Here is a 17,411-nt window from a genome sequence, read left to right on the forward strand (position 1 = left end):
TAGGATCGTCGGGTGAGCCTTCCCGTCGTTCTTATTGCCGACAAACTCGCTGAGTCCACCGTCGCCGCCCTGGGAGACCAGGTAGAAGTGCGTTGGGTCGATGGCCCAGACCGGCCGAAGCTGCTGGCCGCGGTGCCGGAGGCCGACGCGCTGCTGGTGCGCTCGGCGACCACCGTGGACGCTGAGGTACTGGCCGCGGCGCCCAAACTCAAGATTGTCGCCCGCGCGGGTGTCGGGCTGGACAACGTCGACGTCGACGCCGCCACCGCCCGCGGTGTCCTGGTCGTCAACGCGCCCACCTCGAACATCCACAGTGCCGCCGAGCATGCGCTCGCGCTCCTGCTCTCGGCTGCGCGGCAGATCCCCGCCGCCGACGCGACGCTGCGGGAGCGCACCTGGAAGCGCTCGTCGTTCTCGGGCACCGAGATCTTCGGCAAGACCGTCGGCGTCGTGGGGCTGGGCCGCATCGGCCAGTTGGTGGCCCAGCGGCTGGCCGCATTCGGTGCGCACGTCACCGCCTACGACCCGTACGTCTCACAGGCGCGCGCCGCCCAGCTCGGCATCGAGCTGCTGCCGCTCGATGATCTCCTCGGCCGCGCCGACTTCATCTCCATTCACCTGCCCAAGACCAAGGAGACGGCGGGTCTGATCGGCAAGGACGCCCTGACCAAGGTCAAGCCAGGCGTGATCATCGTCAACGCCGCCCGCGGCGGCCTGATCGACGAGCAGGCGCTTGCCGATGCGATCAAGAGCGGTCACGTCCGCGGCGCAGGCCTGGACGTGTTCTCCACTGAACCGTGCACCGACAGCCCGCTGTTCGACCTGCCCCAGGTGGTCGTCACACCGCACCTGGGTGCATCGACCGCCGAGGCACAGGACCGAGCGGGCACCGATGTTGCCGCCAGCGTGCGCCTGGCGCTGGCCGGCGAGTTCGTGCCCGACGCGGTCAACGTCGGTGGCGGCGTGGTCGGCGAGGAGGTCGCGCCGTGGCTCGACCTGGTTCGTAAGCTGGGCGTGCTGGTCGGTGCCCTGTCGACCGAGCTGCCCACCAACCTGTGCGTACAGGTGCGCGGCGAGCTGGCCTCCGAAGAGGTTGAGGTGCTGCGGCTCTCGGCGCTGCGCGGGCTTTTCTCCGCAGTCATCGAGGACCAGGTCACGTTCGTGAACGCGCCCGCGCTGGCCGCTGAGCGGGGTGTCGAGGCGAGTATCGACACCGAGTCGGAGAGCCCCAACCACCGCAGCGTCGTCGACGTCCGCGCGGTTGCCTCCGACGGCTCGACCGTGAACGTGGCGGGCACGCTGACCGGTCCGCAGTTGGTGGAGAAGATCGTGCAGATCAACGGCCGTAACCTCGAGCTGCGCGCCGAGGGCGTCAATCTGATCATCAACTACGACGACCAACCGGGCGCGCTCGGCAAGATCGGCACCCTCCTCGGCGGCGCGGGAGTCAACATCCTGGCCGCTCAGCTCAGCCAGGACGCCGACGGCGAGGGCGCGACGATCATGCTGCGGCTGGACCGTGCGGTGCCCGCCGACGTGCTCTCAGCCATCGGCACCGATGTGGCCGCCGGAACGCTGGAATTGGTGGACCTGTCGTGAAGCTAGCTGTCATCGCCGGCGACGGCATCGGACCCGAGGTCATCGCCGAGGCCCTCAAGGTGCTCGACGTCGTTCTGCCCGGAGTCGAGAAGACCGAGTACGACCTCGGTGCGAAGCGCTATCACGCGACGGGGGAGACCCTGCCCGACGGCGTCGTGGACGAACTGCGTGGGCACGACGCGATCCTGCTGGGTGCCATCGGGGATCCGTCGGTGCCCAGCGGTGTGCTTGAGCGCGGGCTGCTGCTGACGCTGCGCTTCGCACTCGACCATCACGTCAACCTTCGGCCATCGAAGCTGCACTCCGGTACCAGTAGCCCGCTGGCAGGCGATCCCGCCATCGACTTCGTCGTCGTCCGCGAGGGCACCGAGGGCCCCTACACCGGCACCGGTGGGGCCATTCGCGTCGGCACGCCGCACGAGGTGGCCACCGAGGTGAGTCTGAACACGGCGTTCGGGATCGAGCGGGTCGTTCGCTACGCCTTCGCCCGTGCCGCACAGCGGCGCAAGCACCTCACGCTGGTGCACAAGACGAACGTGCTGACATTCGCAGGCAAGCTCTGGTCTCGCATCGTCGCGCAGGTGGGCGAGGAGTTCAGTGACGTCGAGGTCGCCTATCAACACATCGATGCGGCGACCATCCACATGGTCACCGACCCCGGGCGATTCGACGTCATCGTGACCGACAACCTCTTCGGCGACATCATCACCGACCTCGCGGCCGCGGTGTCGGGCGGTATTGGTCTGGCGGCGAGCGGCAACATCGACGCCACGCGCACCAACCCGTCGATGTTCGAACCCGTTCACGGCAGCGCTCCCGATATCGCCGGGCAGGGCATCGCCGATCCCACGGCGGCGATCATGTCGGTGGCACTGCTGCTGGCACATGTCGGCGAGGACGAGGCCGCCGCACGGGTGGACGCGGCCGTCGCCAAGCACCTCGCAACGCGCGGTGACGAGGTTCTGTCGACCAGTCAGGCCGGCGACCGGATCGTGGGCCTTCTCTAGCTTCGCTTCCGGGTGAGTGACCAGCTGCAGGTGGGGCGTGTACGGGATGCCGTCACGCTGACTCACCAATGCTGGTTGTTCGCGGTCGGTTCCACGCTGTTCGCCACGGCCACCGCACCCGGCTTCGCCGAGGCAGCGGGGGAGTTGGCGGCCAACGCACTGTGCTTCGTCGGGTCGTGGTTCTTCACCACTGCGGCGTGGATTCAGCTCGTTCGGTCTGGGCCCGAGGGCAGCATTGGCTGGCTCTCGGCGGCAACGCAATTCGGCGGAACGGTCCTGTTCAACGTCAGCACCGGGTCGGCGGTGTGGGCGCATCAGGTGGTGGCGGAACGCCGCCTGGTGTGGGCGCCGGACGCAGCGGGGTCGACCGCCTTCCTCGTCAGCGGCGTGCTGGCGGTTGTGGCGGTGGGCTGGTGGGCGCCGAAATCGGTTGACTGGCGTGCCGGCTGGATCAACCTGATCGGGTGCCTCGCGTTCGGCCTCTCCGCGCTGGCGGCCTTCGTCACCAGGGCCGGGGTCATCATCGACGAGCGGATCGCCAACCTCGGCACTTTCGTCGGCGCGTTGTGTTTTCTCTTTGCGGCACTACTGGTGCTGCCACGAAAACGCGCTGCCGGGCGGTAAGCCCGGCAGCGCGCCGTCCAACACAATTGATCAGACCGTAGCCTGATTAGACCGTAGCCAGAGCGTCCACGGTCGACAGTGCCTGTGCCACACCGGAGATGATCGATGCCAGCCGGATTGCCTCGAAGATCGCGGTGCGATCGACATTGGCATCCCGCAGCACCGTCTCATGCGCCGAGAGGCAGTGGCCGCAGCCGTTGATCGCCGATACCGCCAGCGACCACAGCTCGAAATCCTCCTTGGCCACACCGGGGTTACCGATGATGTTCATCCGCAGGCCGGCCCGCAGGTCGTCGTAGCGGCCGTCGAGCTGCCCCTTCGTGCGGTAGAACACGTTGTTCATGCCCATGATGGCGGCAGCGCCGAGTGCTGCGTGGTAGGCATCCTCGGACAGGATGTCCAAGGCGTCCTCGGAGATCTCCCGAAGCAGCCGCTGTGATTTCGTGGCGGCGGCCGTGGCAACCAGTGCACCCCAGAGCTGTTGCTCGCTCAACTCGGTGGTACGTGCGATGGTGCCCAGGTTGAGCTTGAGGTCCTTGGCGTACTCGGGCAGCGCATCCTTGACGTTCTCAATACTCATGCGCGATCCCACTCCGTTCCTCGCTTGATGCTCATGCGTCAGACCGCTTCCGCGAGCAGCTCGCCTGCATCGATGGTCGGGTCGCCCTTGCGCCAGTTGCAGGCGCACAGCTCGTCGGACTGCAGCGCATCGAGCACGCGCAGCACCTCGTCGACGTTGCGCCCGACCGAACCCGCTGTGACCGAGACGAACTGGATCTCATTGTTGGGGTCGATGATGAAGGTGGCGCGGTCGGCGACACCGTCGGCGTTGAGGACACCGGTGGCCAGAGCCAGCTCGCGCTTGAGGTCCGATACCATCGGGAACGGCAGCGTCTTCAGCTCATCGTGCTGGGCACGCCACTGGAAGTGCACGAATTCGTTATCGGTGGAAACGCCGAGCACCTTGGTGTCGCGATCCTCGAAGTCCTCGTTGAGCTTGCCGAAGGCCGCGATTTCGGTCGGGCAGATAAAGGTGAAATCCTTGGGCCAGAAGAACACGACGCGCCACTTGCCGTCGTGGTCCGAGCTGGTCACCCGAGTGAAGTAGTCGTCGGGCTGCTTGGCGTCCACCTTGGAGAGGTCACCTCCGATGACGGCGGTGAGGTCGTAGGCCGGGAACTGGTCGCCGATCGTCAGCAGTGTCATCGTCACACAAACCCTTCTAGAAACTTGAATCATTCCAATAACGCCTCTCAATCATGTCTGATCGGACGTGTTTGGACAACCCGCCCCCACGTGATGGTCGACACACATGTGGCGTGAAAGATGTTTTTTGGTGGGCTATTTCACCGATGCGGGGTCGTCGGGGACCAGTGGCAGAGCGGCGAGCGGCAGCATTGCGCTCACCGCGAACGCCGCGGGGAAGCCCAACACTCCGATCACGGCGCCGAAGAGCGGTGAGGCGATTGCCGACGCCAGGTGCTGGCTGGTGTTCTGGGTGCCCAGCGCGCGTCCGCTCCAGAACGGGCCTGCAATCTCGGCGATGGCGGTGAATGCCAAGCCGTTGTCGGACACCGTGATAACCGAGGCGATGACGATCAACGCGACGCTGATCGGCGAATCGAGCCAGTCGGTGAGGGCCAGCAGCGCCATGGCTGTGGCGGCGGCCGCCGCGATGGCCCTGATGGGTTTGAGCCGCGATCCGGTGACATCTGACCACCGCCCGGCGGCGATCCGCCCCGCCGCGCCGAGAACCTGGGTCATCGTCACGAGCAGGCCTGCCGACGCGGCCGTCCAGCCACGGTCGGTCATCAGCCACACCAGCATGAACGTCCACAGCACGGCCTGGGGCACCACCAGCAGTACCGAGACGGCATGGATCCGCCACAGCAGAGATGAGCCGCGGTAGGGGTTGGCGAGGTGCTCCTGCGGGGCCTCGTGCCGCGGCGGGCGCGGCGGATCGATGACACCGAGCGCGCACATCACAGCGGCCAACGCGCACACCGCCGCGGGAAACAGCAGGGCGGCGGTGACGCCGTGGGATTCGGCCAGGCGCGGTATGACCAACGCGCCCAGGCCGACGCCGAGCGGGGTGGCGGTCTGGCGGATGCCCATGACCAGCCCGCGCTGTTCGGGCGGGAACCAGCCGACCACGAGGCGGCCGCTGGCCGAATTGCTGCTGGCTGCGGCCATACCGCCGAGCAGTAGAAACGCGCCGACGGCGATGAGGGAGTCGGCAGACGCCGCGGCGAACGCGGCCGCGGCCGTCAGTGCCGAGCCCACGGTCAGCACGATCCGCTCACCGAATCTATCGACCAGGTATCCCCACGCGATCAGCGTGATGACCAGTCCGAAGCTCGGCATCGAGGACAGGAGACCGGCTTTGGCGAGATCGAGGCCGCGGTCGGCGTGCAGGGTGGGGATGAGAAATGCCGCGCCATTGATGAACACGTTGGCGCACGTGGTCGAGGTCAGTGCGATGACGAGCATGGACCAGCGGCGAGCCGTCCCAATCGACGAAATCGTCATGTCGGCATCGTGCCATGTCATCCCAAAATATCGAACTTATGTCTCATTATATAAGACGCGTCGTGAGTGGTTAGTCTGTCCCGGTGATGTGGAGATGGGTGACCTGCGTGGCGTTGGCGTTCGTGATGGCGATGGGTGTGGCACCGGTGGCGGTGGCCGCGGAGCCGAACTGGTCGGGCCTGGACGCCCGCCTCCACGATGGACCGATCCCGCCTCCCGGCGGCCTCATCGCCTCGGTGCCACTTGAGCCGGCACTGTCGGTGTCAGGTGCCGCTGCGGCATACCGGATTCTGTATTCCACTATCGATCAACACAACTCGCCAGCGGTCAGCACGGCCGCGGTCTTTCTGCCGCACGGTACCGCCCCCGCCGGCGGCTGGCCGGTCATCGCATGGGCACACGGCACGGTGGGGCTCGGCGACGATTGCGCGCCCTCAGCGCGGCCCCGCAGCGAGCGTGATGACGAGTATCTGTCGCACTGGCTTGAGCAGGGCTACGCCGTCGTCGGCTCCGATTACGCCGGTCTCGGGACGCCCGGTTTGATGAGTTACCTCAACGGCACCGCCACCGCGCACAGCGTGGTGGACTCCGTGATCGCCATGCACGAGATGGGCCTGCCACTGTCGCCGAAGTGGGCCGTCGTCGGCCAGTCCCAGGGCGGTGCGGCCGCGGTCGACACTGCCTGGCGCGCCACCGAGTTCAGTCGCGGCACCGGCCTGGACTTTCGCGGGGTGGTGGCGACCGGCACACCGGCCAACGTCCAGAGCATCGTCAAGACCGCCGGGCCGGACATGGTCCTGCCCGCGGGCACCGGACCCGCGGCCAACAGCTACACCGCCTACATCCTCGCCGGTCTGCGCGACGCGCGACCCGACCTCGACGTGAACAGCGTCCTCACACCTGCTGGTCTGGATGCGGTCGAAAAGGGCGAGACACTGTGCAAACCCGATCTGGATCGGGCGCTGGGACACATGACGCCGACCGACTTCTTCCGCGCACCGCTGGCGTCGCTGCCCGAGATCGCCGAGGCGCTGGACGCCTACATGGGCACCGCGGTCAGTGGATATGACCGGCCGATCTTTCTTGGGGTGGGCTCCAAGGACACCGACGTGCCGCCGAAGCTGACGCTGCAGTTCGCCGATCAGCTGGTGGCCAACGGTCAGGACGTGACGCTGAAGGTCTACCCCGACGCTGACCACTCCGGCGCGGTGCTGGCGTCGCTGCCGGACTCCACCCCGTTCCTGGTTGCCCAGTTCGCGGGCTGATTAAGGATGCCGCCTGCGCGTCATTAGGCTGAGGCCATGCGCCTCGGTCGAATTGCCAGTCCAGACGGGGTCGCCTTCGTAGTCATCGAGGGCGACCCGAACTCCGATGCCGTGTGCCGCGAGATCGCCGAGCAGTATCTCTCGCGCAACCCCACTTTCACGGGTCGTTCGTGGCCGTTGGCCGACGTTCGGCTGCTGGCCCCGATCCTGGCCAGCAAGGTGATCTGCATGGGCAAGAACTACGCGGCCCACGCCCGCGAGATGGGCGGCGAGCCACCGGAGGATCCGGTGATCTTCCTCAAGCCCAACACCGCGATCATCGGGCCCAATGTCGCGATCCAACTGCCTGCCGATGCCAATCCCGTGCATCACGAGGGCGAGTTGGTCATCGTCATCGAGCGGCCCTGTAAGGACGTGCCGGCCGCCAAGGCCGCCGAGGTCATCCTCGGCTACACCATCGCCAATGACGTGTCCGCCCGCGATCAGCAGAAGAAGGACGGGCAGTGGATGCGGGCCAAGGGTCATGACACCTTCTGCCCTGTCGGTCCCTGGATCGAGACCGCTGTCGACCCCGCAAACCTGGATCTGCGAACCGAGGTCAACGGCGAAGTGCGCCAGCACAGCAACACCTCGCTTCTGCTGCACGACGTCGGTGCGATCATCGAATGGGCTTCGGCGGTGATGACGCTGCTGCCGGGAGATCTGATCCTGACCGGTACGCCCGAGGGTGTCGGGCCGATCGAGGATGGTGACACTGTCAGCGTCACCATCGATGGCATCGGCACCCTCTCCAATCCCGTTGTGCGCAAAGGAAAATGATGAACGACGCCACTGCGGACGCGAGGAGCGAAATGACTGCTGAGCGTGTAAGAGTCCGGTTCTGTCCCTCACCCACAGGCACACCACACGTCGGGCTGGTGCGCACCGCGTTGTTCAACTGGGCCTACGCCCGACACACCGGAGGCACCTTCGTCTTCCGCATCGAGGACACCGACGCGGCGCGCGACAGCGCGGAGAGCTACGCGGCAATCCTGGACGCGTTGCGGTGGCTGGGTCTGGATTGGGACGAGGGGCCCGAGGTCGGTGGTCCGCACGCGCCGTATCGGCAGTCCGAGCGCGGTGACATCTACCGTGACGTGATCGCGCGACTGCTGGCCGCCGGTGAGGTGTACGAGGCCTACTCGACACCCGAGGAGGTCGAGGCCCGCCACGTCGCCGCCGATCGCAATCCCAAGCTCGGATACGACAACCACGACCGCGACCTGACCGACGAGCAGCGGGCGGCGTTCCGTGCACAGGGGCGTAATCCCGTTCTGCGGCTGCGGATGCCCGACGAGGACCTCACGTGGAACGATCTGGTGCGCGGGCCCGTCACGTTCGCGGCCGGATCGGTTCCGGACTTCGCGATCACCCGGGGTAACGGAGATCCGCTGTACACGTTGGTCAATCCGGTCGACGACGCCGTGATGAATATCACCCACGTGCTTCGTGGTGAGGACATCATGCCGTCGACACCGCGCCAGATCGCCTTGTATCGCGCGCTGATCCGGATCGGGGTGGCGCAGCGGGTGCCCGAGTTCGCCCACCTGCCCAGCGTCCTGGGGGAGGGCAACAAGAAGCTGTCCAAGCGCGACCCGCAGTCCAATCTGTTCCTGCACCGCGACCGCGGGTTCATCCCGGAGGGACTGCTGAACTACCTCGCGCTGCTGGGCTGGGGCATCGCAGACGACCACGACGTGTTCAGCCTCGATGAGATGGTTGCCGCGTTCGACGTCCGCAACGTCAACTCCAACCCGGCGCGGTTCGACCAGAAGAAGGCCGACGCGATCAACGCCGAGCACATCCGACTGCTGTCCGCCGGCGACTTCGTGGCTCGACTGCGCGACTACTTCGTCGCTCACGGGCACGACACCGGCCTGGACGACGCCTCGTTCGCCGTGGCGGCCGATCTCGTGCAGACCCGCATCGTCGTGCTCGGCGACGCGTGGGATCTGCTGAAGTTCCTCGACGAGGGTTCTTTCGCGCTCGACGAGAAGTCCGCGGGCAAGGAACTGCGTGCCGAGGCTGTCGCGGTCCTCGACGCCGCGGTGGCCGCGCTCGAGGAGGTCGGCCAGTGGACGACGGCGGATATCGAGGCGGCCCTGAAGGCGGCGCTGATCGACGGTCTCGAACTCAAGCCTCGCAAGGCGTTCGGTCCCATCCGGGTCGCGGCCACCGGCGCGACCGTCAGCCCGCCGCTGTTCGAGTCGCTGGAACTGCTGGGTCGCGAGAGGAGTTTGGCCAGGCTGCGCGCCGGTCGTGACCACGCGGCGGCCGTTACGGCACCTGCGTGAAAATCGGCGCCGGAATCTTTGATAGTCTGCCTGTCGGCCGGAGAACGGAATGCAGCGGTGGCCACCGAGATGCGCCGGACTTCGACAAGGTCTATGACCAGCGGTTATAGACAGCCCATGGGGTATGGTGTAATTGGCAACACAGCGGTTTCTGGTACCGCCATTCTAGGTTCGAGTCCTGGTACCCCAGCCAATCGTGGTGATTAGGTAGGCATTGCTCGCTGAGCTATGCTTTCCAACCGGAATAAGTTCTAGCCCCCGTCGTCTAGCGGCCTAGGACGCCGCCCTCTCACGGCGGTAGCGTGGGTTCGAATCCCATCGGGGGTACAAACGAGAAACGCCCGTCCTCATCGAGGACGGGCGTTCTTGCATTTGCGGGGTGGAGTTCTACAAACGCCGCGTCAGTGCCTCGGCCGCCGCCAGTAGATCGGCTGCCCAGCGCTCGCCGGGGCGTCGGCCCATTCGGTCGATGGGCCCGGACACCGACACTGCCGCGATCACCGTGCCGCGGCCGTCGCGAACCGGCGCTGAGATACTCGCCACACCCGCCTCGCGCTCGGCAGCACTCTGCGCCCAGCCACGCTTGCGAACCTCGGCCAGCGTCCGGTCGGTGAACTTCGCGTGCGGCAGTACCGCCTGTTGGGTCGCCGCGTCGCTGTAGGCCAGCAGCACCTTGGCGCCGGACCCCGCGGTCATCGGCAGGTGGGTGCCCACCGGAACGGTGTCACGAAGGCCCACAGGCGGTTCCAGGGCCGCCACACACACCCTGGCTGTGCCCTCCCGCCGGTACAGCTGCACGCTCTCGCCGGTGATCTCGCGCAGTCGGGGCAGTATTGCGGCGCCCGCGGCCAGCAGTGGGTCATTGACCTGGCCGGCCAGCTCGGTGAGCGCGGGCCCCAGTAGCCAGCGCCCCTCGCCGTCACGTGCCAGTAGTCGGTGCACCTCGAGGCCCGCGGCCAGCCTGTGCGCGGTCGCCCGAGGCAGGCCGGTGCGTTCGCAGAGTTCGGCCAGCCCGCAAGGGGACTGGGCTACCGAATGCAGTACCCCCACGGCTTTGTCGAGCACGCCGATGCCGCTATCCTGTCTCACAGGGAGATACTAGCGTCCCGAATGCTGAGATAACAAAGAGTCGCCACCCGCATCAGCCCATGTGGGTGGTCCGAGGGAATTGAGACGTCATGAACGACAAACCACGCACCATGGCAGAGAAGGTGTGGGCCGACCACGTTGTGTTCAGCGGCCCCGGAGAGGGATCGGCCAAGGAGCCGGACCTGATCTACATCGATCTGCACCTCGTCCACGAAGTCACCAGCCCGCAGGCGTTCGACGGCCTGAGGTTGGCCGGGCGGCCGGTGCGCAGGCCCGATCTGACGATCGCCACGGAGGACCACAACGTTCCGACGATCGACATCGACAAGCCCATCGCCGACCCGGTGTCGCGGACCCAGGTCGAGACGCTGCGCCGAAACTGTGCGGAGTTCGGCATTCGCCTGCATTCGATGGGTGACGTCGAGCAGGGCATCGTGCACATCATCGGACCGCAACTCGGACTGACCCAGCCGGGCACCACCGTCGTCTGCGGCGACAGTCACACCTCCACCCACGGCGCGTTCGGCGCACTGGCGATGGGGATCGGCACGTCCGAGGTCGAGCACGTGCTCGCGACGCAGACACTTGCGCTTCGGCCATTCAAGACGATGGCGATCAACGTCGACGGTGAACTGCCGCCGGGGGTGAGCGCCAAGGACATCATCCTCGCCGTGATCGCCAAGATCGGCACCGGCGGTGGGCAGGGCCACGTCCTGGAGTACCGCGGCAGCGCCATCGAGGCGCTGTCGATGGAGGGTCGTATGACGGTCTGCAACATGAGCATCGAGGCGGGCGCTCGCGCAGGCATGATCGCTCCGGACGAGACCACCTTCGAGTACCTACGGGGTCGGCCGCACGCGCCGACGGGTGCGGACTGGGACGCCGCGGTCGAGGCGTGGAGCAATCTGCGCACCGACGACGGCGCCGAGTTCGACACCGAGATTCACATCGACGCCGCCAGCCTCAGCCCGTTCGTGACATGGGGTACCAACCCCGGTCAGGGTGTGCCACTGGCCGATTCGGTGCCCCACCCCGAACAGATGTTCGATGAAGGTGAGCGGCAGGCCGCGGAAAAGGCCTTGGCCTACATGGATTTGGTGCCGGGCACCGCCATGCGCGACGTGGCCATCGACACGGTGTTCGTCGGCTCCTGCACCAATGGCCGTATCGAGGATCTACGCGTGGTCGCCGAGGTCCTGCAGGGTCACACAGTGGCCGATGGCGTTCGGATGCTCGTGGTGCCCGGATCGATGCGGGTGCGTGCGCAGGCCGAATCCGAGGGTCTGGGCGACATATTCACCGCCGCCGGCGCCGAATGGCGCCAGGCCGGGTGCTCGATGTGCCTCGGCATGAACCCTGATCAGCTGGCGCCAGGCGAGCGCTGCGCAGCCACGTCCAACCGAAACTTCGAGGGTAGGCAGGGTAAGGGTGGGCGCACGCACCTAGTTTCGCCCGCCGTCGCGGCGGCCACCGCGATCCGTGGCACCTTGTCCTCGCCCGCCGATCTGCTCGAAACTCGATAGGGAGAAAGCCATGGATGCCTTCCACACTCACACCGGTATTGGCGTTCCGCTGCGGCGGTCGAACGTCGACACCGACCAGATCATCCCCGCGGTCTACCTCAAGCGGGTCACCCGAACGGGTTTCGAGGACGGTCTATTCGCCGCCTGGCGGAATGATCCGTCCTTCATCCTCAATCTCCCGCCTTTCGACAAGGGCTCGGTTCTGGTGGCCGGACCAGATTTCGGCACCGGCTCATCGCGGGAGCATGCCGTCTGGGCGCTAATGGACTACGGCTTCCGGGTCGTCATATCGTCGCGCTTCGCCGACATCTTTCGCGGCAATTCGGGCAAGGCGGGACTCCTGGCGGCCGAAGTTGCCCAAGATGATGTGGAATTGCTTTGGAAGCTCATTGAGCAGAATCCGGGGCTGGAAATCACTGTGAATCTTCAAGATCGCACCATTGCCGCCGGAACGGTCCTGTTGCCGTTCACGATTGACGACTACACCGCTTGGCGGCTGCTCGAGGGTCTCGACGATATAGGCCTTACGCTGCGGAAACAGGCTGAAATCGAGGAGTTTGAGAAGCGTCGGCCGAGCTGGAAGCCGCGCACTCTACCGGCCTGAGAATGGGCGGGGAGGGGGTCGAAATCCCCTCCCCGCAACCAGTTCTAGCACTGGCGTACCACCGCCTATGTGGGGCAATCGGATTGCCGACACGCCACTCAGCAATGCCTGAAATTGGGCGTGGCTCTTGGAAATCAGCAGCTTAAGGGTTTACCGTGTGCACTAGTCGGTCCAAGGCGGACCACTGGCTTCGGAGGTTTTGCATGAACAAGGCAGAGCTCATCGACGTCCTCACGGACAAGTTGGGCACCGATCGGCGGCAGGCAACTGCCGCCGTGGAGAACGTCGTCGACACCATCGTGCGCGCCGTCCATAAGGGCGACAGCGTGACGATCACAGGGTTTGGCGTTTTTGAGCAGCGTCGTCGTGCGGCTCGCGTTGCGCGTAACCCGCGCACCGGCGAGACCGTCAAGGTCAAGCCCACATCAGTTCCGGCATTCCGCCCGGGCGCTCAGTTCAAGGCAGTTGTGTCTGGGGCGCAGCGTCTCCCGGCGGAAGGACCTGCTGTGAAGCGTGGCGCCACGGCTGCACCGGCCCGCAAGGCGGCGGTGAAGAAGGCCGTCAAGAAGGCGGTCGTCAAGAAGGCCGTTGCCAAGAAGGCGGCTCCGGCCGTCAAGAAGGCTGCAGTCAAGAAGGCCGTTGCCAAGAAGGCGGCTCCGGCCGTCAAGAAGGCTGCAGTCAAGAAGGCTGTCGCCAAGAAGGCGGCTCCGGCCGTCAAGAAGGCTGCAGTCAAGAAGGCCGTTGCCAAGAAGGCGGCTCCGGCCGCCAAGAAGGCCGCAGTCAAGAAGGCTGTCGCCAAGAAGGCTCCGGCCAAGAAGGGCCGCCGCTAAACCGGCAGACATCAGCCCGGATTCAGTTCCGGCAGGGAACGCGCCGTGGATCATTTGATCCGCGGCGCGTTTCTTGGTGAAGGCTGACTAACCGCGCGCCAGCGGGCTGCCGATGTGGTCAGCAGCCACGAGGGTGTCGTTCGCCAGCGTCAGCACCCAGGTGCTGCCCTTTCGATTTCGCGACTTGTCCGGCCGCACACCATCACGGTCGCACCACCACGCGATGAGATCCGGGATCACCTTGCCCTGGGTACAGATCACCGGTGTTGCATCGGACTTCGCGATCTCGGCCAGCCGCAGGCGCCCCGCCTCGGGGTCATCGGCGTAGGCCTCCTCCGACAACGTGGGCTCGTCGGCGATCGTCACACCCAACTCCTCGGCCATCGGCTCGAGCGTTTGGTGGCAGCGCGTGCGCGGGGCGGCGTGGAGATCGGTGGCGCCGAACGCCAATAACAGTCCGACCAGTGACTCGGCCTGTGCCCGGCCTCTCTTGTCGAGCGGTCGCTCGTCGTCGTTGCCCTTGTAGCGGGCCTTGTTGCCTGCGACCGCGTGCCGAACGATCAGCACGGTTCGAGTGTCGGCCGGATGCTTGGCGAAGCGGCGCAGCACCTTCCGATCGTGCGGGTACTGAAGGCGCTTCATCGCCGCGCTGACCGGCAACCAGAGCAGTTCGTCGACCTCCGAGTTGGGCACGAACTCTCCGCCCAGCGCGCGAGCCGCCCAGTAGCGCACCCTCTTGGTGCCCTGCTCGGTGGGATAGCTCACCGACGCCAAACGCCTGCCGAGCTCTGCGGCGTAGCCGGTCTCCTCCTCGACCTCGCGCACGGCGGCGACAGGCTCGGTCTCACCGGGATCTAGCTTGCCCTTGGGCAATGACCAGTCGTCGTAGCGAGGTCGGTGAACCAGAGCGACCTCCACCGCATCGGTGGCCGCACCGTCAGCCGTGCTGTTCCGCCACAACACCGCGCCAGCGGCGGGTATCGCGACGCCCGAGCCGTCCTTGCCGGTGGCCCCAGACTTCTTCGACACCTCTACTCCTGCAGGTCATCAGGGGCCACTGGAAGCCACGCTCCCAGACCGGCCCTAGGCCACACCGTCACATCACCGCTGACGGTGACGCTCCATCATCGACACCTGGTGATCGCGAACCGTCTGGCCGGCGAGCGGCAACGCCGTCCAACGGCCGTCGGTACCGAGTTCCCAGCACCTGGTTGCGGGATCCATCGCCGACTCGAACATGTCGTTGAGCTGAGCGGTCAACCTCGGATCCTTCACCTGTGCCATGACCTCGACTCGACGGTCGAGATTACGATGCATCATGTCGGCACTGCCGATCCAGAACTCATCGATGGCGCGGAAGTGAATAATTCGCGAGTGCTCTAGGAAGCGGCCCAGAATCGATCGCACCGAGATGTTCTCGGAGAAGCCGGGCTCACCGGGGCGCAGTGCGCAGATCCCGCGCACCACGACCTCGACGCGCACACCGGCCTGCGATGCCCGGTACAGGGCGTCGATCACCTGTTCGTCCACCAGTGCGTTGGCCTTCAACCTGATCCGGGCCTCGGCGCCGTCGCGGTGCGCGGCGATCTCGCGGTCGATGCGCTCGATGATGCCCCTGCGCACACTGTGCGGCGCGACCAGAAGGTTGCGGTAGGAGACCTTGCGGGAGTATCCGGTCAGCGAATTGAACAGATCGGTCAGATCGGCGCCGATATCGGGTGAGGCCGTCAACAGGCCGACATCCTCATAGAGTCGCGCCGTCTTCGGGTTGTAGTTACCGGTGCCTATATGGCAGTAGCGGCGGATCGTTGAACCCTCGCGACGCACCACCAGGCAGGTCTTGCAGTGCGTCTTGAGCCCGATGAGGCCGTACACCACGTGCACGCCGGCCTGCTCAAGTGCGCGAGCCCACTTGATGTTGGCCTGTTCGTCGAAGCGGGCCTTGATCTCCACCAGGGCGACCACCTGCTTGCCCGCTTCGGCCGCGTCGATGAGCGCGTTGACGATGGGGGAGTCGCCGGAGGTGCGATACAGAGTCTGCTTGATGGCCAGCACGTTCGGGTCCGCTGCGGCCTGCTCGATGAAACGCTGCACGGTGGTTGAGAACGAGTCGTATGGGTGGTGCACGAGGACGTCTCCGTCGCGCAGGGTCGAGAAGATGCTCTTGGGTGTCTCGCGTTCGCCGAACGCCGGCGGTGTGGCGGGCACGAACGGTGGATCCTTGAGGTCGGGCCGGTCCACGCCGTAGATCTGCCATAGCGACGAGAGATCGAGCAGGCCTGCCACCTCGATGACATCGCCGGGGTGGACGTCGAGTTCGCGCAGTAGGAGTTCGAGCATGTTCTCGGTCATGTCGTCGGCGATCTCGAGCCGCACCGGTGAACCGAACCTGCGCCGCGCGAGTTCTCGCTCCAGTGCCTGCAGCAGATCCTCGTCGCGGTCCTCCTCGACCTCGAAGTCCGCGTTTCGGGTGATCCGGAAGGCATGATGCTCGACGATCTCGAGCCCCGGGAACAGCACCGAGAGGAACGCGGCGATCAGTTCCTCCATGGGCAGGAACCGCGCGCCGCCGGGCTCGTCCTCGCGCGGACGGAGTTCGACGAATCGATCGACGTTGTCCGGCACCTTGATTCGGGCGAAGTGCTGTCCGCCGTCATCGGGGTGTTTGACCGTGATCGCCAGGTTCAGGCTGAGCCCGCTCACGAACGGGAACGGGTGGGCCGGGTCCACGGCCAGCGGTGTCAACACCGGGAACACCTGCTCGTGGAAGTAGGTGGACAGGCGCTGGCGCTCGGATTCGTCGAGTTCGCTCCACGTAACGATGGAGATGCCCTGCTCGGCGAGCGCGGGCCGGATCAGCTCGCCGAAGACCTTGGCGTGCCGGGTGGCGATCTGCTGGGTCCGTTCACCGATGCGGCGCAACTGCTCACGCGGTGAGAGACCGTCGGCGGAGCGGACGGACAGCCCCATCTCGTCGCGACGCTTGAGGCCGGCGACTCGCACCATGTAGAACTCATCGAGGTTGGAGGCGAAGATCGCCAGGAACTTGGCGCGCTCCAACAGGGGCAGTGACGGATCTGCGGCCAGTGAGAGCACGCGCGCGTTGAAGTCGAGCCAGCTCAGCTCCCGATTGAGGTACCGGTCATCGGGCAGTCGATCGAGTTGGTGCGTCGTCGCGTCCGCGGTGGCGGCGGGCGGCACGTTGGGGGCCGTGCTTCCCGACAACCACTCGGTATCGGCGATTCGGGTCTCGGCGTCGGTCACACCACCGATCATCCCCCATGGTCCACACGCAGTGCTAGGTGTGCGGAATCACCGATCGCCGCCCGGCACCTCCAGATCGGCGACGGTCCGCTTCGTCGCGGTGCCGACACCGAGCCGCAGCGCTGCCGCGAGGTCCTCGGGAGTGTCGATATCGCAACGCAATCCGGGCCACTCTCTGACGAGTGCTATCGCGCCCGAATCCTCATGCCGCCGTGCGGAATTGGAGCCGAACCTGGGGTCGAGCGGAACTCCGAATGCGAACAGTGCGGCGGTACCGCTGCCATGTCGGTCGCTGACGAAGCTGCGGGCGTTGGCGCGGGCGGCTGTGAGTGCCTGAGCCAACTCGCGTGCCTGCAGCGCGGGTAGATCACCCTGAAGCACGGCGACGTTCGATGTGGTTTCCCGGACGGCCGCCTCGGCCGTCGTCAGCGCGGTGTTGAGCGGGTCCGGGTGTCCGTCGGGCGTCGGATCCGCGACGATGCGGGCGCCGAGCCTGCGCGCGGCGTCCGCCGCAGCAGCATCGGGTGTCACGACGGTGATCGTGCTCACGGCGGGGACCGCAGCGGCCGCCGTGATGGTGTCGACCAGCATGGCCAGCACCAGTGCGCTTCGGTCTGGGGCGGGGAACAGCGGGGTGAGTCTCGTCTTGGCATGAGACAGCCGCTTGACCGCGATGATCACCCCGACGTCGGTCGAGGCGCGGGCCGTGTTGCCGCTCATGCCTGCCATCCTGCCAGTAGCGTG

16 protein-coding genes and 2 tRNA genes are annotated in these 17,411 nt (G+C 66.2%); 11 read left to right on the forward strand and 7 right to left on the reverse strand.

All coding sequences use genetic code 11. The features are described from left to right. Nucleotides 1-12: 12 nt before the first annotated feature. Genes serA through ACZY0X_RS18460 form a run of 3 tightly spaced genes read left to right on the forward strand, consistent with a single transcriptional unit; the run spans nucleotide 13 to nucleotide 3,230 of the window. Nucleotides 13-1,599, forward strand: coding sequence for a phosphoglycerate dehydrogenase (serA, locus tag ACZY0X_RS18450; protein WP_463772401.1), 1,587 nt, complete (start codon nucleotides 13-15; stop codon nucleotides 1,597-1,599). Next, nucleotides 1,596-2,606, forward strand: a complete 1,011-nt coding sequence (locus tag ACZY0X_RS18455; RefSeq protein WP_463772403.1) for a 3-isopropylmalate dehydrogenase — start codon at nucleotides 1,596-1,598, stop codon at nucleotides 2,604-2,606. The genes serA and ACZY0X_RS18455 overlap by 4 nt, the downstream gene beginning before the upstream one ends. 12 nt (nucleotides 2,607-2,618) lie before the next feature. Next, nucleotides 2,619-3,230 carry a hypothetical protein gene (locus ACZY0X_RS18460; protein ID WP_463772404.1) on the forward strand — a complete coding sequence of 204 codons (612 nt, stop codon included), beginning with the start codon at nucleotides 2,619-2,621 and terminating at the stop codon, nucleotides 3,228-3,230. 46 nt (nucleotides 3,231-3,276) lie between these two features. Here the strand turns inward: ACZY0X_RS18460 and ahpD are convergent, their stop codons facing one another. From ahpD to ACZY0X_RS18475, 3 genes are all read right to left on the reverse strand, one after another. Beyond that, nucleotides 3,277-3,810 carry an alkyl hydroperoxide reductase AhpD gene (gene ahpD, locus ACZY0X_RS18465; protein ID WP_463772405.1) on the reverse strand — a complete coding sequence of 178 codons (534 nt, stop codon included), beginning with the start codon at nucleotides 3,808-3,810 and terminating at the stop codon, nucleotides 3,277-3,279. A gap of 38 nt (nucleotides 3,811-3,848) precedes the next feature. Further along, complete coding sequence (locus ACZY0X_RS18470; protein WP_241405742.1) at nucleotides 3,849-4,436, reverse strand: peroxiredoxin; 588 nt, start codon at nucleotides 4,434-4,436, stop codon at nucleotides 3,849-3,851. A gap of 135 nt (nucleotides 4,437-4,571) precedes the next feature. Further along, nucleotides 4,572-5,759, reverse strand: coding sequence for an MFS transporter (locus ACZY0X_RS18475; RefSeq protein WP_463772406.1), 1,188 nt, complete (start codon nucleotides 5,757-5,759; stop codon nucleotides 4,572-4,574). An 86-nt stretch (nucleotides 5,760-5,845) separates the two neighbouring features. Here ACZY0X_RS18475 and ACZY0X_RS18480 point away from each other — a divergent pair, with 86 nt between their 5' ends. The 5 genes from ACZY0X_RS18480 to ACZY0X_RS18500 all read left to right on the forward strand — a co-directional run bounded on the left by ACZY0X_RS18480 (nucleotide 5,846) and on the right by ACZY0X_RS18500 (nucleotide 9,684). Beyond that, nucleotides 5,846-7,024, forward strand: coding sequence for an alpha/beta hydrolase family protein (locus tag ACZY0X_RS18480; protein WP_463772407.1), 1,179 nt, complete (start codon nucleotides 5,846-5,848; stop codon nucleotides 7,022-7,024). 36 nt (nucleotides 7,025-7,060) lie between these two features. After that, nucleotides 7,061-7,843 carry a fumarylacetoacetate hydrolase family protein gene (locus ACZY0X_RS18485; protein ID WP_463772408.1) on the forward strand — a complete coding sequence of 261 codons (783 nt, stop codon included), beginning with the start codon at nucleotides 7,061-7,063 and terminating at the stop codon, nucleotides 7,841-7,843. A gap of 32 nt (nucleotides 7,844-7,875) precedes the next feature. Then, nucleotides 7,876-9,357, forward strand: coding sequence for a glutamate--tRNA ligase (gene gltX, locus ACZY0X_RS18490; RefSeq protein ID WP_463772410.1), 1,482 nt, complete (start codon nucleotides 7,876-7,878; stop codon nucleotides 9,355-9,357). 118 nt (nucleotides 9,358-9,475) lie between these two features. After that, nucleotides 9,476-9,550, forward strand: a tRNA-Gln gene (locus ACZY0X_RS18495). Between the two features lie 61 nt (nucleotides 9,551-9,611). After that, nucleotides 9,612-9,684: transfer RNA gene (locus ACZY0X_RS18500), tRNA-Glu, on the forward strand. A 60-nt stretch (nucleotides 9,685-9,744) separates the two neighbouring features. Here the strand turns inward: ACZY0X_RS18500 and ACZY0X_RS18505 are convergent. After that, nucleotides 9,745-10,446, reverse strand: coding sequence for an IclR family transcriptional regulator (locus ACZY0X_RS18505; protein ID WP_241399869.1), 702 nt, complete (start codon nucleotides 10,444-10,446; stop codon nucleotides 9,745-9,747). Between the two features lie 89 nt (nucleotides 10,447-10,535). On the opposite strand from ACZY0X_RS18505, the gene leuC reads away from it, so the two are divergent. The 3 genes from leuC (at nucleotide 10,536) to ACZY0X_RS18520 (ending at nucleotide 13,403) form a co-directional block, all read left to right on the forward strand. Beyond that, complete coding sequence (leuC, locus tag ACZY0X_RS18510; RefSeq protein WP_463772411.1) at nucleotides 10,536-11,969, forward strand: 3-isopropylmalate dehydratase large subunit; 1,434 nt, start codon at nucleotides 10,536-10,538, stop codon at nucleotides 11,967-11,969. Between the two features lie 10 nt (nucleotides 11,970-11,979). Next, nucleotides 11,980-12,573: a 3-isopropylmalate dehydratase small subunit gene (gene leuD / locus ACZY0X_RS18515; RefSeq protein WP_463772413.1), complete on the forward strand. Its 594-nt coding sequence runs from the start codon at nucleotides 11,980-11,982 to the stop codon at nucleotides 12,571-12,573. Between the two features lie 203 nt (nucleotides 12,574-12,776). After that, on the forward strand, nucleotides 12,777-13,403 hold the full coding sequence (locus ACZY0X_RS18520; protein ID WP_463772414.1) for an HU family DNA-binding protein: 627 nt from the start codon (nucleotides 12,777-12,779) through the stop codon (nucleotides 13,401-13,403). Nucleotides 13,404-13,490: 87 nt separating this feature from the next. Here the strand turns inward: ACZY0X_RS18520 and mutT1 are convergent, their stop codons facing one another. The 3 genes from mutT1 to cofC form a co-directional block, all read right to left on the reverse strand. Continuing rightward, nucleotides 13,491-14,432 (reverse strand): 8-oxo-(d)GTP phosphatase MutT1, encoded by a 942-nt coding sequence (gene mutT1, locus ACZY0X_RS18525; protein ID WP_463772416.1) that lies wholly within the window; start codon nucleotides 14,430-14,432, stop codon nucleotides 13,491-13,493. A 72-nt stretch (nucleotides 14,433-14,504) separates the two neighbouring features. Next, entirely contained in the window at nucleotides 14,505-16,679 is a 2,175-nt protein-coding gene (locus tag ACZY0X_RS18530; RefSeq protein WP_463772417.1) for an RNA degradosome polyphosphate kinase, read from the reverse strand. 36 nt (nucleotides 16,680-16,715) lie between these two features. Further along, nucleotides 16,716-17,396, reverse strand: a complete 681-nt coding sequence (gene cofC, locus ACZY0X_RS18535) for a 2-phospho-L-lactate guanylyltransferase (RefSeq protein ID WP_463772418.1) — start codon at nucleotides 17,394-17,396, stop codon at nucleotides 16,716-16,718. Nucleotides 17,397-17,411 lie beyond the last annotated feature (15 nt).

It is taken from the genome of Mycobacterium sp. IDUB_39 (genome assembly GCF_055419205.1).